The sequence below is a fragment of the Vibrio nitrifigilis genome, assembly GCF_015686695.1.
In the GTDB taxonomy this organism is placed as follows: Bacteria; Pseudomonadota; Gammaproteobacteria; order Enterobacterales; family Vibrionaceae; genus Vibrio; species Vibrio nitrifigilis.
Window position 1 is genome coordinate 2,362,423 of record NZ_JADPMR010000001.1, and the last position, 15,253, is coordinate 2,377,675.

General features: G+C 42.6%; 12 protein-coding genes. 3 read left to right on the top strand and 9 right to left on the bottom strand.

What is annotated here, in order from left to right:
- Position 1: 1 nt before the first annotated feature.
- The 6 genes from I1A42_RS10425 to I1A42_RS10450 form a co-directional block, all read right to left on the bottom strand.
- Complete coding sequence (locus I1A42_RS10425; protein ID WP_230389375.1) at positions 2–1,138, bottom strand: ABC transporter permease; 1,137 nt, start codon at positions 1,136–1,138, stop codon at positions 2–4.
- Positions 1,125–2,405 (bottom strand): ABC transporter permease, encoded by a 1,281-nt coding sequence (locus I1A42_RS10430; protein ID WP_196123441.1) that lies wholly within the window; start codon positions 2,403–2,405, stop codon positions 1,125–1,127. The genes I1A42_RS10425 and I1A42_RS10430 overlap by 14 nt, the downstream gene beginning before the upstream one ends.
- Positions 2,405–3,808, bottom strand: a complete 1,404-nt coding sequence (locus I1A42_RS10435; protein WP_196123442.1) for a Fe-S-containing protein — start codon at positions 3,806–3,808, stop codon at positions 2,405–2,407. Before I1A42_RS10435 ends, I1A42_RS10430 begins: the two co-directional genes overlap by 1 nt.
- Positions 3,809–3,906: 98 nt before the next feature.
- On the bottom strand, positions 3,907–4,425 hold the full coding sequence (locus I1A42_RS10440; RefSeq protein WP_161156835.1) for an iron transporter: 519 nt from the start codon (positions 4,423–4,425) through the stop codon (positions 3,907–3,909).
- 44 nt (positions 4,426–4,469) lie between these two features.
- The gene (locus tag I1A42_RS10445; RefSeq protein WP_196123443.1) at positions 4,470–6,413 is read right to left on the bottom strand and encodes an FTR1 family iron permease; all 1,944 of its coding nucleotides are present in this window, start codon (positions 6,411–6,413) and stop codon (positions 4,470–4,472) included.
- Positions 6,414–6,747: 334 nt separating this feature from the next.
- The gene (locus tag I1A42_RS10450; RefSeq protein WP_161156831.1) at positions 6,748–7,167 is read right to left on the bottom strand and encodes a DoxX family protein; all 420 of its coding nucleotides are present in this window, start codon (positions 7,165–7,167) and stop codon (positions 6,748–6,750) included.
- Between I1A42_RS10450 and I1A42_RS10455 the strand changes: the two genes are divergently transcribed.
- The gene (locus I1A42_RS10455) at positions 7,154–7,300 is read left to right on the top strand and encodes a hypothetical protein (protein ID WP_196123444.1); all 147 of its coding nucleotides are present in this window, start codon (positions 7,154–7,156) and stop codon (positions 7,298–7,300) included. The two genes, I1A42_RS10450 and I1A42_RS10455, sit on opposite strands and share 14 nt — an antisense overlap.
- A 196-nt stretch (positions 7,301–7,496) precedes the next feature.
- On the opposite strand, the gene I1A42_RS10460 is transcribed toward I1A42_RS10455, so the two are convergent.
- Positions 7,497–8,396 (bottom strand): LysR family transcriptional regulator, encoded by a 900-nt coding sequence (locus I1A42_RS10460; RefSeq protein ID WP_196123445.1) that lies wholly within the window; start codon positions 8,394–8,396, stop codon positions 7,497–7,499.
- 129 nt (positions 8,397–8,525) lie between these two features.
- On the opposite strand from I1A42_RS10460, the gene I1A42_RS10465 reads away from it, so the two are divergent.
- Both I1A42_RS10465 and I1A42_RS10470 read left to right on the top strand, forming a co-directional pair.
- Entirely contained in the window at positions 8,526–9,281 is a 756-nt protein-coding gene (locus I1A42_RS10465; protein ID WP_196123446.1) for an SDR family NAD(P)-dependent oxidoreductase, read from the top strand.
- A gap of 227 nt (positions 9,282–9,508) precedes the next feature.
- Positions 9,509–11,062 carry an HD domain-containing phosphohydrolase gene (locus I1A42_RS10470; RefSeq protein ID WP_196123447.1) on the top strand — a complete coding sequence of 518 codons (1,554 nt, stop codon included), beginning with the start codon at positions 9,509–9,511 and terminating at the stop codon, positions 11,060–11,062.
- Positions 11,063–11,133: 71 nt separating this feature from the next.
- Here the strand turns inward: I1A42_RS10470 and I1A42_RS10475 are convergent, their stop codons facing one another.
- Complete coding sequence (locus I1A42_RS10475; RefSeq protein WP_196123448.1) at positions 11,134–12,756, bottom strand: PAS domain-containing sensor histidine kinase; 1,623 nt, start codon at positions 12,754–12,756, stop codon at positions 11,134–11,136.
- Positions 12,757–13,151: 395 nt separating this feature from the next.
- Positions 13,152–15,029: a methyl-accepting chemotaxis protein gene (locus tag I1A42_RS10480; RefSeq protein WP_196123449.1), complete on the bottom strand. Its 1,878-nt coding sequence runs from the start codon at positions 15,027–15,029 to the stop codon at positions 13,152–13,154.
- Between the last annotated feature and the right edge of the window lie 224 nt (positions 15,030–15,253).

The following is a 15,253-nucleotide window of genomic DNA, read 5'->3' on the forward strand; positions in this document are numbered from 1 at the left end:
ATTATTCTCCTTTTAACACTTTCGCCGGATCGACTCGCATCGCCCGTAAAGTGGGAATGGTGGCAGCCACTAATGCCGCACAAATAGATAACACAGAGGTAATAACAAACACAGGCGCACGAAGATCAATGCTGGAACTAAATACCGTTTGACCCAGTATCTGCGCCAAAATATACCCAAGCCCCAAACCAATAATGATGGCAGCAACCGTCATCAATAGGGTTTCGGTTAAAATTTGTCGGGTGATTTCACGATGCGAGGCCCCTAGCGCTTTTTGCAGTGCAAACTCATGACGGCGCTCTGCAATCATCGCAGTTAGCGTGGTATTCACGCATAAAGTAGACAGTACCAAAATGACAAAGGCCACCACGCCCATCAAGAGCTTGATCTTATCCAACACCTTGCCTTCCGAGGCGGAGACTTTCAGGATCGGACGAATGGTCAAATCGGGGTATGCAGATTTTAGCGTTTTAGCAAATGCATTCACTTGGCCTTTATCATTATCGATACTGAACATCGCATAGTTCGCTTGATCGGGCTGATCCAGCCAAGATTGTAAGATCGACAAGTTCACAATCAGATAGTTATCTTCTTCTGCACCAGAATCGATAATCCCCTTGATGTTAAACGTATGGCGGTGCTGACCTTTGATAATGCTCACTTGCGAACCGACTTTCACTTCTAATTTTTTCGCCAGTGTCGCGCCTATCATGGCATTACGCTTATCAAACGACACGCCAATCCACTCACCTTTTACTTGCCAGTACGGAACGAGCTTTTTCAGTTGTGAAAAATCAACACCCATCGCCACGACTTTTTCGAGATCCGATTGCACCATGCCATACAAATAAGGGCTTGACGCAACAAGTTGCCCTTTCGGCACTTGACTTACCATAGTGCGATAGTCGTGGGTCGAGATAGTTGAACCACTGGTCCCCGGGCCCACATAAAAGTTCGCCCCGTAGTTACGCAGTTCGTGGCTCATCTTTTGGTTGATGTCGAAATAGACCCCCGCCATTGCAGTTACAATGGCAGCCCCCATCGTGAGCGCCGCTAATACGACTAACACACGCCGCATACGCAATTTAAGTGAACGCATCACCAATAAGGTTTTCATTGAACGATTATTTGCGGCCATACAACACCTCTATTGGGTAAAGTGCAGCAATACGACGAGATGGGAAGTACGTACCAAATACAGTCATCACGACCGAAATCACTAAAACAAGCGGTACGATAATCCAGTTGAACGAGACCGTAGAGCCAAATAAGGCGTATCCCATTACTTTCGATAGCCCCCACCCGGCAATACAACCGAGTGAACCACCGAGCAGACCACAAATGATTGATTCAGCATAAAACAGCAGATACACCTGCCAGTTATGGGCGCCAAGCGATTTCATCAAACCAATCTCTTTCGAACGTTGCAAAATCGCATTGGTCATCAATGACGCGATCCCCATTGAAGCGGCGATAAAGGCAGCCAACGTCACCATAAACAATAGGCTTTGAATTTTGTGAATAACAATGCCCTCAGACGCGGCCACTTGCCAAACCGGTCTTACTGACGCGTTATTCAGCGCTTTTTCTAACTGAAATGAAATCGAAGAGACAAACGCGGTACAGAACCACAAGTCGTATTCATCAGAATCAAGCGACTCTAAGTTATCACGCGCTTTTTTCGATAGCGCATTTTCCGGCACAGTCAGTGCCGACACCTTGATGCTTTCTACTCGGCCTTGCAAACCAAGTAACTGCTGGCTGATATGCAGTGGCAATACCAACGCCTCTTCTTCCGCGCTACCATCACTTAAAATACCAGTAATCGTCACGGTTTGTGGCTGACCTTGATTGGTTAAAGTAACCGTATCACCAACTTGCCAACCTTGGCTTTTAGCCAGAGATTGACCAGCTAGCGCCTGCTTCTGATCATCATTTGGCCATTGCCCTGTCACCTTCCAATAACGGGAAATGATTTTGTTACCGGTATGGTAATCGGGCTCATCAGGTACAGCGAGACGTTGATCAAAAAAGGTACCGACTATGGCAACTTTCTGCTGACCATTGGCTATTGCTTTACCACGCACAAACGGCGCAAAACCAATAATATTGTTACGCCAAAAGATGTTTTTTATATTGGGCAATTCCGATTCTAATAACAGATCATCTTTGTCCATGGTGCTTAAGGCGTTTTTTAACGCATACGGCAACTGAACTTGCCCTTCCGGTGTGATTTCAATATTGGCCCCATAGCTTTTCATCTCCACCGACATCTTATCGCCAATGGTAATGGAGATAGCGAGCAGCGCTGAAATCAGACCGGCGGCTAAAAAAATGGTCGTGGTTGCCAATACTTTACGACCACTATCATGCCGCCAAGACTGACGGAGCATTGTCCATAACATTATTCATTCCCTCCTAACGCAGAACTATTTTCTACGTATTGCCAAGGGTTATCGCGGAACGCTTCGTAAGAAGCCTCTTCAGTAAAGAAGTAGGTTTTACCGCCAAAGGCATAACTGTATGGCGCATCTAAATTGGTTAACGATTTCCCATTAACGGGATCTTTCACGGTGATTTTTACCACGTCGCTGAAATACTGCAGCCCAGATTCAAGCTGTTTCTTACTGATCACAATTTCGTTATTTTTCAGTGCCCATTGCTTAATTGGAATCGGGTTACAACCGCCGGGATTGCCAATAGATGGAATGAAGATATGCACGCCACAGGCCAAACAAATCACTTGGTCGCCATCTTGAATGTAACCGGCATCGCCACACAGCATGCAAGCATCAAAGACCACACCAAATTTCATTTCACCGGGATAGCGGTCAATAATAAAGAAGCGCACTACCTTGCCATCACTTGCAATCCATTGATAACGATGCAGTTTTCCATCTTTGATTTCATCAGTGATAGGCACATGTACCGCACCATCATCCGCTAATTGAATGCTCTTAGCGGGCGAACGAGTCGGTGGCTGAGAGGCAACCGCATCCCAATACAACAAGCTGGCAAACACTAAGACCAAACTGACCATAAAGCTACGTAATCTGCGTTGCTTAATATTTAATAACGCTTGCGTTTTACGCCGTTCAATCGGCTGAGACTGTGCCTTCACTGACGCTTTTAGCGGTTTAATCTCTTTAATGAACATCATCACTAACGGAATCAAACACATTAGCAACACGCCATAAGCATATAACCAATAAAAGTTAGTGACTTTCGATACGTAACTGAGCAATCCTTGATATAAATCGAGAATTTGTAGTTTCATTGCGGCGAGGAGCACCTCACCGGATAACGGTAAAATAGCCAGTAGGATTAAGACGAAAAAGAACAAACGCTTGGTGGTACGGCTGTGTAACTCAAACACTTTTGAGCAGAACAGATGGACAGCCCCAACCAAGATAAATCCACCGATCAAAGCAGAGATATTTAAAATCAGTTCCGTATTAATCACACTGGTTGCGCTTATCATGTCTAACTTCGCCACTTTTGCCCACATAAATGCAGCCAAAACCACCAACGCGCCTTGCCATAATAATAACCATTGGCGTGGCGTCGTCACGAACAGACCGTAAATCAAGAGCAGGACACACACCGCAATATAGATAATACCAATGGTTAAAATATACACTTGGCTATAAGGAAGAAAGGCGTATGTGAGGCTACCAATGATGGTGGGGAGTAAAAACCACCAAAAACGTTGTTTATAGAAAGGCTGTGTTGCGCCGGACCAAAGCACACCGAAAAGGACCGCTGGCAACAAGAAGTAAGACAGGACTTGGGAAAGATAAAAGCTCATATTGCCCACATTCTAATTGTTATGATGAGGCGGCTTGGCCAAGCCGCCTCTATTGGGTTACGTATTCAACGCACCCTAATTTCATCCATAGCGCTGGCTTATTTCAGACCAACGTATTTGAACTTGTAAGTCACATCAAAAGGTTTGTACCAACGGCCAACACCTGTTGCTTTGTCAGTATGACGTAGCAGGCCGCCTTTAGAAGGTGGATCGATGTGGAAAGAAAGTTCGTAGTTACCCACACCTAGCATTTTAACGTTTGAACCGTAGTGAGGACCATCAGACGCGATCATCGGCATGAAAGTGCCTTGTTGAGTTTTGCCTGTGTCTAGGTTTTTCATTTTGTAGCTAATGGTTAGGTAAGGGATCCATTCACCAGCAGCAAAACCGTTTTTGTTGCCTTTTAGCGCGTGGATGTCGGCTTCTAGGTGAACGTCTGCTTTAGACGCAGCCATCATCATACCTTGAGGTTCCATTGTTACCGGCTCTAGGTAAACCGCTGCCAATTCCATACCGTTCATTTCAACGGTGTCACCTGCTGGATGTTCACCAGCCACTGCTGTCGTACCAAACATCATGGCTGCGATCGCTGCAGGGATGAGTAGTTTGTTAGTCATTATCGTTATTTCCTTGAATAGTAAGCCAAATGAAAATTAATGTATTACGCTGATTGCTGTACCGACGTTGCATGTTTTCCCTGACGTCGAATCACCATTAAGGCGAATAATGCTGCGATGATCAGCACCACTTGCGGAATTAATGTTTCGACGTAAGGGTAAATCCCCAACAATCCGATTTGCGGTACAGAATCCATCAGTGTTGGGTTAAAGAGTTTGGCTTCAATCAGTTCTAATACCCCTTTGCCAGCAAAGACAAAGGCCATCAGATACATGAATCCACCGGTAAACATAAAGAAAGGTTTGAGTGGTAATTTCACCACGCTGTAACGCATCACAAAGAAGATGATGGTCAGAATAACTATCCCTACAGCTAGGCCGCCAAAGATGCCACTTAACGAACTCGCAGAACCATCGGCACCCAATGCGTAGTAGAATAAAACCGTCTCAGCCCCCTCACGGTATACCGCCAAGAAACTCGCAAACCATAGCCCTGCAATAGAACCAGCTGTCAATGAACGAGACAGTTTGCTCTCAAGATATTTTTTCCACTGCGTGGCTTCAACTTTGGAAAGCAGCCAATAGCTCATCATAAAGAGCACCACCACTGCCACCAGCATGGTGATACCTTCAAGCATTTCTCGACTTGCCCCCGCATTGGTGAACAACCATTGGAATAAGGCAGCAGTAATCACACTGCAAATTAAGCCCACAATGACGGAGTTTTTAATGATGTGCAGCTTATCGCTATGGTCATTTTTAACCAGATACGCAGTAATCGCAGCAACGATAAGGAGTGCTTCAAGCCCTTCACGCAAAATGATGGTTAAACTTGCAATGAAGATCGCCCAGAAACCTTGGCTACCTTCGCCTAGCATATCAGCACCTTTATCTAGTGCTTTGCTTAGAGCTTGTTGTTGACCTTGGATATCACCCAGAGATGATCCCGCTTTCATCATACTGACGATACGGGTGAAGTAACCTTCTAGCTCAGATTTAAATGCGGTATCTCGCGCACCAATGGCATTTTCCATCCCCGTGGCTTCAAAGCGATCGAAGTAAGCATCCTGCACCGCCATCATCGCGTCAGTCACCTTGCCATCTTGGTAAGTGTTAATCGCCTGTGTAATCGCCGCATCAATACCCGTAATCACTGCTTGCCAATCTTGTTTTGGCACACTGTCACTGGCTTGCTCTGCTTGTTTTTGCGAATCACGTGTTGCTGGCAATCCTGGTAGATCGTCTTTTAAATCTTGAGTTAAGTTAGCCACGTCGTAACCAAACGCCACTAAATTTTGCATGTTAAATGGCTGTTTAGTCAGCTCAATCATATGCTTGAATCGTTCGTTATAGTCTGCCGCTTTACTGCCTGAGCGGTTCAAACGAATCGCCGTTTCTAAATCGGAATTCTTGTAAGCATCAAATTGCGCTTGGCGAACCAGCTCAGCAGCTTTATCACGTTTTGCTTGTTGCTCTTGTTCTGTGCCTTGGGTTGAGGTGCGATAACTCGCTAACCCCTGGTTGACCATGCGTTCAATAGTAAGAACTTGTTCACGCCAATAAGGCAAAATGCTTGCTTGATGAACATCTTGAGTTTCAGCCACTAATTGAGTGCCGGACTCTAAAATATCGGGAACGGAAGCGACTTGCGTTTTTAACCAGTCAATTTCTCGAGTCACTTGTTGTTTAGGTGCATGCGCAGCAATTAATTTGCGGATTTCACCAAATTTAGCTTCGAGTTGATAAGCGTATTTCTGTGAATAGTTAATCCGGATTGGGCCTTCCATGCCTTCAAAAATTTCGAAATAAGCCATCTGCACGGTGGTTTTGGCTTTATCGGCATCACCAGCTTGGTAAAGCTGTAGGGTTTTATCAAGACGAGTATTAATTTCATCGGCAGCCGCTTGATAATCGATCACAGCTGCGGACGCAGAAAACGTGATTATTAATGTCGTCAAAAGAGTAAAAAGCCGAGCCAGCTTTAACATGATGCGAAGTCCTTAGATACCATAAACATGCAAATGCTATCGCAAATTATTATCATTCACAATCGAAAAGATTTGTTACAAATCAAAAAAATGAGTAATTCATTTCAATTCACCCCATCACTTTGTTAATTGATAAATATATAAATTTATTGTTATTTAATGGTTTTTTTAAGATTAACGTCACAATTTATCGGATGATTTTACCAAACGTTATTTGTATAAATTTGTGATGGGTAAACGGATATTTTGCCTAAAAAGAACGCCCCATCACATCTCACAATGTGTATGGGGCGTGCGCTTAACAATTCGTGTAATCAGCGATGTTATCGCATCACTACTTTTGTTCACCAAATTTTAGGTTAGTTGGTTTTACTGCATATGGGCCATCACCAATTAATGCAAGAGCGATCAAACCAACGATCCAGAATGCAGGATATTCCCAACCGCCATTCGCATCAGTAAAGAAGAAACCAGCTGGGCCGTGAACCGTTACAATCGCGCCTAATAGAACCGGAATCATTACCACTGCACTAATGCGAGTGTAGAAACCAGTGATCAATGCGATAGCACCTAGTAGTTCCCAAAGCATAGTCACGTAGGCTAACCAGCCTGGAAGTGACAAAGATTGGAAAAATTGTGCAGTACCAGCAGGTGTGAAGACAAAATATTTCAAGCCAAGATGTGCCAAAAATAAAATGCCAAGAGTGATGCGTAAAAGTAGTGCGGCATAAGGTGTTGTTTTGTTGTCAGTCATGATTCGTATCTCCCGTAAGTTGATGGAAAATACTTTACCTTACTTCCCGTTTAATGATTATCCGGATAAATCGGGTAACATTACTTCTGAAATGGAAGAAATAGTACCCGTAATAAATGCAATGGATTTATAAAACCAATCATTCTTGCCATAACAATAAGCTATGTTATTGAATTTTTGATTATTTATCACTTAAAGATCACGGTTGAATTAGACGGATTATTGCCTCTTGCAACCATGTCCCATTCAATCGAACAATCTCCCTTCATATGAATTTAGTTTTATATTTGAACCGAAATAACACAATGAATAAAGTGGACGACCCAACTTCAGTCATTCACGGCCTTAAACACTTGGGTTAGCCAATCGATGAATTCACTCAATCGCCTTGGCTGCTGATGTCTTGATTCATACAAGACCGACATCGACATCGATTCACAACGATACTCAGGAAGCACCTCAATCAGATCGCCATTACGTAACTGTTGTTCAACACCACATTTAGGTAACTGAATAATCCCTAACCCATTAAGGCAAGCAGCAAGATAAGCATCCGTAGTGCGAACCGAGATTAAGCTGGGTACATCAACGTAATGACTTTCTTGATGGGCATAATATTCAAACCCATTGGGTTGTTGATAACTGTCTGCCGCATAATCAACCACATAGTGACTGGCAAGATCATCAAGTGTGCGGGGAACACCAAATTGTTGCGCGTAAGTCGGACTAATACAGTTGATCATTTCCATCTTACCTAACGCTCTTGCAACTAAATTACTGTCCTGCAATTTTCCCCCACGAATCACGCAATCAACTCGCTCCTTAATGGGATCAATTCGATAATCTGCCCCAAGAATCTCAATATGAGTATTGGGATAACGTGCAAACCAATCTGGTAAATTGGGCGCAATTAAAGTAGAAAAAAACCGGCTTGGCATGTCGACTCGTATGGTGCCAGAAAGAGTAAAACTTTCACTCTGAAATTGGTCTTCTAATCCTTCCAATTCATCAAGTAATCGCTGACTCTGAATGAGATAGCGTTCTCCTGATTCAGTTAAAGTGACTTGACGAGTACTACGATACAGGAGTCGCGTATGAAGATGTTCCTCTAAGCGACTGATCGATGATGAAATAGCAGACTTTGGCACATTCATCTGTTCTGCTGCACGAGTGAAACTTCCGGTATTTGCCACGGCAATAAACCGTTTCATCGTTTCGATCTTATCCATGATGTCACTCATATTGTTCATTTAATACGAACAGTCTTATCTGATTAGTCTTATTTTTCAAGTTAAGTACTTTGGTTAAAGTCACTCGTGTACCCGAGCTAAAGAGTCTCTAATTAAAAGGAAAGTACGATGAATAAGATTGCACTTATTACTGGCGGTAGCCGCGGATTAGGCAAAAGCACGGCGCTTCATTTAGCAAAGCATCATATAGGGATCATTGTGACTTATCATAGTGACAAGCAAGCAGCCCAAGAAGTAATCACAGAAATTGAGCAGTTAGGAGGCAAAGCCTTCGCCCTGCAGTGTGATATTCGAGACGTGGCTAAATTTGCCGAGTTCTCTCGCCAGTTGAAACTCATTTTAGGTGAACACTTCGAACGTCAATCATTTGATTATCTTGTTAATAATGCCGGAACTGGCCTACATCAAATGATGGAAACAACCACGGTTTCTGACCTAGATGATATGCTCAATATTCATGTCAAAGGCCCCTTTTTCTTTACCCAAACGTTATTGCCATTGATTAACAACGGTGGCCATATCGTTAACATCTCATCTGGTCTTGCCCGCTTTACCTTCCCAGGTTCCGGGGCCTACGCAATGGCAAAAGGCGCGGTTGAAGTCATGACTCGCTACATGGCAAAAGAGTTTGCTAACCAAGGCATAAGAGTCAATACGCTCGCTCCCGGAGCGATTGCGACAGATTTTCGCGGGGGAGCAATAAGAGACAGTCAACAAGCCCAAGCGATGGTTGCCTCAGTCACCGCTTTAGGCCGTGTTGGCGAAGCGGACGATATAGGTAAAGCGATATCGGCTTTACTCAGTGATGGATTGGACTGGGTTACGGGTCAACGAATAGAAGTGTCTGGTGGCATGATGCTATAGCATCAAAATCCTGGGGATGACCTCATTGCGTTTAAGGTGAGATACATTCTCACTTTAAACAAAACTATCGATGCTAACTGACTTCGTGCTTACCATTACCTCAATGAGCAGGTAACGACTTACGGCAACAATGTGATTAGATTCATGTTAGCTGAGTGGCGCTTCATGAAGCGGCAATCTATATTTTTATGAAGATAATTGACCAAATATACGATTAAGCCGACAGTATGCAAAACCCATTATTTGCTAAAAAAGCGTCATCTCAACCGAAAGATCCGGTGAAAGATGAGAAGGTAGAAGAAACACTTCCGCCATGGAAAGTAGCGCTCATTGATGATGAAGATGATGTTATTTCTGTTTCCGAGATGGTGCTAAAACGCGTCCTCGTTGATAGCCGCCCATTAGTTTTTCTCAAAGCGCATAATGCTGAAGAGGCAAAAATGCTATTTGAGGAACATTCAGATATCGCGCTTGCCTTAGTTGATGTGGTCATGGAAGATGACCATGCAGGCCTTGATTTAGTTAAGTGGATTCGTGAAAGCAATAAAAATACTACGACTCGTTTAGTTCTACGTACCGGACAGCCGGGCGAAGCCCCCGAAGAAGATGTCATTCGTGACTACGATATTAACGACTACAAAAATAAAACCGAACTCAATTCAACTCGTTTAAAAACAACGATTTACTCTGCAATTCGTTCCTATCGCGATATTCGAGAAGTAGAACAAGGAAGCAAAGGACTTGAAGATGTTGTCAGTGCCACCACTCGGGTTTTGCAAGCATCCAATAGCGAAGCTTATTGCATTCAAGCTCGCCAAGAAGTGCAAGATCTCATCGGACAGAACAGTGTTTGCTTTTATCTTCAATACCAATCGATCAATGCGTTAGGTAACCGAGAAAAAATCCAACTTTCTTTGGTGGATAACGAATATCAAATCAATACGGATATCGATACCAATATTTTTTCTAACGCGATCATACAGCCAGTTAATCATTCGTTATTAACCAAAGAGAACGTATGTGAGGCCACCCAATTCTGTAGTTTTACTCGCCTTTCAGACCATAGTGAGAGTGCCGTTTTGGTCACGTTTAATACGCCAATATCACAACTCGTTCAACGTCTGTTAAACGTAATGTTAACTAAGATATCTATTATTTTTGAAAACCTAACTCGCCGTGAAGATATTGAACGCACTCAACAAGAATTGATGTACATTTTGGGTGATGCGATTGAGATGCGCAGCAAAGAAACTGGCGCTCACGTCCGACGCGTTTCATTAATCTGCGAACTGTTGGCTCAGCGTTTAGGTCTAGATGAGTCATTTATTCAACTTATTAAGCACGCAACACCGATGCATGATATAGGGAAAATAGCGATTCCTGAGCGCATTTTGCATAAACCCGGTAAGTTGGATGAACAAGAATGGGAAATCATGAAAACCCATGCTCAAGTTGGTTTCGACTTATTGTGTAACTCAAGACGTGCGCTGCCACAAATTGGCGCTCGAATCGCGCTATATCACCATGAAAAATGGGACGGTTCAGGCTACCCTTCTGGCTTAAAAGGAGAAAATATTCCAATAGAAGGCCGCTTAATGGCCATTGCGGATGTGATTGATGCCCTAGCGGCCAAACGTTCCTACAAAGAGCCATGGCCAGCAGACAAAATTCTTGCGTTGTTAAAAGAAGAACGCGGCCGCCATTTCGATCCAGATATTTGTGATTTAGCGATAGAGGACTTCGATAAGATCATGGCGCTACGGGATATTTATCCCGATTAACACCCGAGTGTTGGGATGCCGTCAACGAGGCTATACGAATCAGGAATAGCCTCATTAATTTCAATCAGCGGTTAAAGCCTTTCTTTAACGTCAAAAACGATAATAAATTCTACCCCTTTTCCCTCTTCACTACGGCACTCAATCGAGCCATTCAATGCATTAGTGACAATGTTATAAGTGACATTTAGGCCAAGCCCAGTACCACCTTCTCCTCGACTAGTGGTAAAGAAAGGATCGAATATTTTTGGTAGATTCTCCGCGCTAATTCCTTTGCCATCGTCTTGGTAATTCAACATAAATGAAGTATGACTATGTTCACTGACGGTGATATGAATATTGCCTGATTTTCTAATACTAAAGCCATGATTAATCGAATTAACAATTAAGTTGGTTAGCACCTGCGAAATGAGACCGGGGTTAGTGACAACATCATAATCATCACGACACTCAATAGTAATCTCGGTATTAGCTTTACGTACCACGGATCCCAAACTAAAAGCGACTTCCTCGACATACTCTTTCAAATTAATGGCACGATCTTCTTCACTCGTCTGATCGACCGCTATTTGTTTAAAGTTACGTACAAGATGGGCTGTCCGATCTAAGTTTTTATTAACAATAGTCGCCAGTTCATTGGCGCTCTTGAGGTATTCTTCAAATAAGGCTTCGTCTAGTTCACCATTTTGATAGCGTTTTCTCACTGCCGCAGTTTCTTCAAGAAATTGGGAAATGCCCATTAAACCGACCCCCACAGGCGTATTGATTTCATGGGCAACTCCGGCAACTAAAGAGCCCAAACTGGCCATTTTTTCCGATTCAACCAGCTTAGCTTGCGTCTCTTTTAAGTTTTCAACAATTAATTCAAGGTTGCGGTTAGTTTCGTCCAGCTCAGAGTTACGTTCGTAAAGTTGAAACTCCAGCTCTTTTTTCTCAGAAATATCTCGAATTACCGCATAAATAGCGTCGACATCATGTAATTTAACCTGAGTAATGATCACCTCAGTCCAAAAGTCCGTACCATCAACTTTACTGTGCACCCACTCAAAGCGAACACTGCGCCCTTTTTCCAACGCATCGTAGATAATCTCTCGTGCTGCCTGTTGCGAAGACCGTCCATCGGCTTGAAACTCTGGCGAAATATCTTTGGGGTGAATACCTATCACCTGATCTTTACTTTCAAAACCAAACATGCGGAGAAATGCTTTATTACAATCAACATATTGCTTGCCATCAAAAATACTCAAACCATCCATGGATTCATCAAACAGAGTTTTAAATACTTCTCTCTGTTCTGCTAACTTTATTTCAAGATCTTTCTTCTCTGTTATATCTCGCCAGTTGGCATGAACCACCACTTCATCATTAAGTATCATTTTGGTAATGATAACTTCACACCAAAATGGATCACCATTGAATTTTTTGTGGTTCCATTCAAAACGTACACTGCCTTCTTCGAAACATTTATTGATGTATTCCATTCCTTTTTCTTGAGAAGAGCGTCCATCAAATTGATATTCAGGCGAGAAATCAAATGGTGTGCGGCCAATAAACTGATCTCTTCTTTCCACGCCGACCAAATCTAACATGGACTGATTACAGTCCACGAAAACACCATCTTTAAAAATCGCCAGACCATCTTTGGAATCACGAAAAACTGTTTCAAAACCATTAATTTGCAGATTCATTTCTTTCATTTCCAATAGAATCCCCTCAGTAAGCAATCACTACTTTTCTATCACTGAAACTAGCAAAGAACAGGGATAATGCCACTTCGAATAAATATATTCGTAAACTTAACCACTGAGTGATATTGAAACGGAATCAGAAATGAATGTTTTTGACGGTGATTACACCAAGTTAGCGACATCTACGATTGAATCATCATAAGATACAGGAGTTAATGGTTTTAGCACGGTAGGAATGAGATTAACTGAGACAAGCAGTTATAGTGGTGGTGGCGGCGGCAACCTTAGTATTCGTTTATTAGGGGTATTATTTTTATGTCTATTTAGACACAAGCGCCGTAAAACAGCTTGATATAGCCAATGAACAGCCCCCAATTGGAGGCTGTTACTTTAATTGATGGTAACTACCAGCGGAATATCTGGATAGATTTATTCAAGGTTTCTGCAATCTTAGTTAAACCTTGCGCTTTTTCATGGTTATTTTCCGTAATGTCTACCGTAGAACGTGCCAATTCATTGATCTCTTCTACGCTTGCGCTAATTTCTGAGGAGACATGACTTTGCTCTTCTACAGCGGCTGCAATTTGCGTATTCATCTCTTGGATCAATCCGACGGATTGTTGAATTTCGTGCAGCGCTTGATTGGCTAATTCTGACTTATCCGACGTTAATTTCGCATCGCTCATATTGTCGCGCATCATTTCAACCGATTGAGTTGCTTCACTTTGCAAACGAACGATTGTCTCATTAATGATGGTGGTACTCTCTTTCGTTTTGTTGGCTAAGTGGCGAACTTCATCAGCAACCACAGCAAAGCCACGTCCATGCTCGCCTGCGCGCGCAGCTTCAATAGCAGCATTTAATGCGAGTAAGTTGGTTTGTTCAGAAAGTCCATCAATCACATCGAGAATTTGTCCGATGCTCTGGGTCTCTTTCTCAAGCTGGATATTCACATTAACCACAGCTTCAATACGATCCACTAACGTCATGATGCTACGGTTCATCTCTTGAACCACTATGATACCTTGGTCTGAATGCTCGTTGGCACCTTTCGCTGCATCTGATGCTTTCAGTGCATTTCGCGCGACTTCATCAATGGACGCCGACATTTCGTTCAATGCTGTTGCAGCTTGTTCAAGCTGTACCATTTGCGATTCTGAGCTTGATTTCACTTTCGATGAAATATCAGTCATTTCGCCAGAGGCGACTTTCAGCGCTTTTGAAGAGCTCGTGATCTGCATGATGGTCTCTTTCATGTTGGACATCATGCGTAACATCGCGCCCAAAATACCGGTTTCGTTACCCGTGCCAGTGCCAGCCTGAGTCAGATCGCCTTCAGCAACATGTTTAACCATTCCTTCGATTTCAGTCGGCTCACCGCCAATTGGTCGATACATTAGGCGTGTAATTGAAATATAAGTGAGGATGAGTGCAATGATTAACGCAACAGCACCCCACAGAATACTCAGGTTCAAGTTAGAGCGGGATGCAGCAACGATATTATCTTGGCTTTCCCAACTCCATACTGTCCAGCCCAACTCATCGGAAATCGAACTTTCGACAAAGTACTGCTTGCCATTACTTTTATATTTATGGCCAACACCTTCTTTACCTTTATATTTTTCATATGAAGGCATTAAATCAAATATATTTTTACCTACATCATCGGAGTCATGAGCTGACAAAATGTAGCCATCGGCACGGTTTAAGTATATTTGACCTTTCTCAGATAAGGTGCGAATAAACGATGATGTATCCCCAAGATCGATATTCAAACCAATAACACCCACCACACGGCCATTACGTTTAACCGGCTCAACTTGAGAAATAATCATTCTTCCTCTTGCTTCATACGGCTTAGTGGTAACGTGTTCTTCACCTTGCATCGCTCTTAAAAACCAATCACGGCGTAATTCTTTCGCATTAAAATCAGCTATTTTGCCTTCTTTACGATAACTTACCCCATCAGCTTGGGCGTAGAATGCCTCGGTGATTTGGTAATGATTTTCCATAAATTTGAGCTTTTCAGCTAACTGCTTAAGATTAATATTACCGCTATCATCAATATCAATAGAGTCAGATGCCATAATCAGCACATCAAAATTACGTAACAACCGCTGCTCCGCTGCGGATGCGATCAATTTGGCTTCTATTGAGAGTTTATCTTGGTAGTTCTTCTCTGAAGAACTACTAAAAGCGAAATATCCATTCCCCACTATGAACAAAATAACGAGAAAAAATAGACCACCTATTGATAATAGGATTTTATTTTTGGCACTCATGATTTTCCTTGAACGTGCTGACAATTAAGAGTGTTGCTACAATGGCTCTTCGCCCCAAGTTAACAACCTATATACATTTTCGTTACAAATTTAATAAAATTTACGCAAATGCTATTGTTATTCTTCTTAATTTATGCAACCAACAAATAACATTCAAGAAATTATTTATAAAAATCACATTATTTTAATAAAAATTTTTGACATAGTTTCCGGTAATGTAAAAC

Coding starts and splice junctions, on each gene's coding strand:
- I1A42_RS10425 (WP_230389375.1), bottom strand. CDS start 1,138: ATGGCCGCAAATAATCGTTCAATGAAAACCTTATTGGTGATGCGTTCA.
- I1A42_RS10430 (WP_196123441.1), bottom strand. CDS start 2,405: ATGTTATGGACAATGCTCCGTCAGTCTTGGCGGCATGATAGTGGTCGT.
- I1A42_RS10435 (WP_196123442.1), bottom strand. CDS start 3,808: ATGAGCTTTTATCTTTCCCAAGTCCTGTCTTACTTCTTGTTGCCAGCG.
- I1A42_RS10440 (WP_161156835.1), bottom strand. CDS start 4,425: ATGACTAACAAACTACTCATCCCTGCAGCGATCGCAGCCATGATGTTT.
- I1A42_RS10445 (WP_196123443.1), bottom strand. CDS start 6,413: ATGTTAAAGCTGGCTCGGCTTTTTACTCTTTTGACGACATTAATAATC.
- I1A42_RS10450 (WP_161156831.1), bottom strand. CDS start 7,167: ATGACTGACAACAAAACAACACCTTATGCCGCACTACTTTTACGCATC.
- I1A42_RS10460 (WP_196123445.1), bottom strand. CDS start 8,396: ATGGATAAGATCGAAACGATGAAACGGTTTATTGCCGTGGCAAATACC.
- I1A42_RS10465 (WP_196123446.1), top strand. CDS start 8,526: ATGAATAAGATTGCACTTATTACTGGCGGTAGCCGCGGATTAGGCAAA.
- I1A42_RS10470 (WP_196123447.1), top strand. CDS start 9,509: ATGCAAAACCCATTATTTGCTAAAAAAGCGTCATCTCAACCGAAAGAT.
- I1A42_RS10475 (WP_196123448.1), bottom strand. CDS start 12,756: ATGAAAGAAATGAATCTGCAAATTAATGGTTTTGAAACAGTTTTTCGT.
- I1A42_RS10480 (WP_196123449.1), bottom strand. CDS start 15,029: ATGAGTGCCAAAAATAAAATCCTATTATCAATAGGTGGTCTATTTTTT.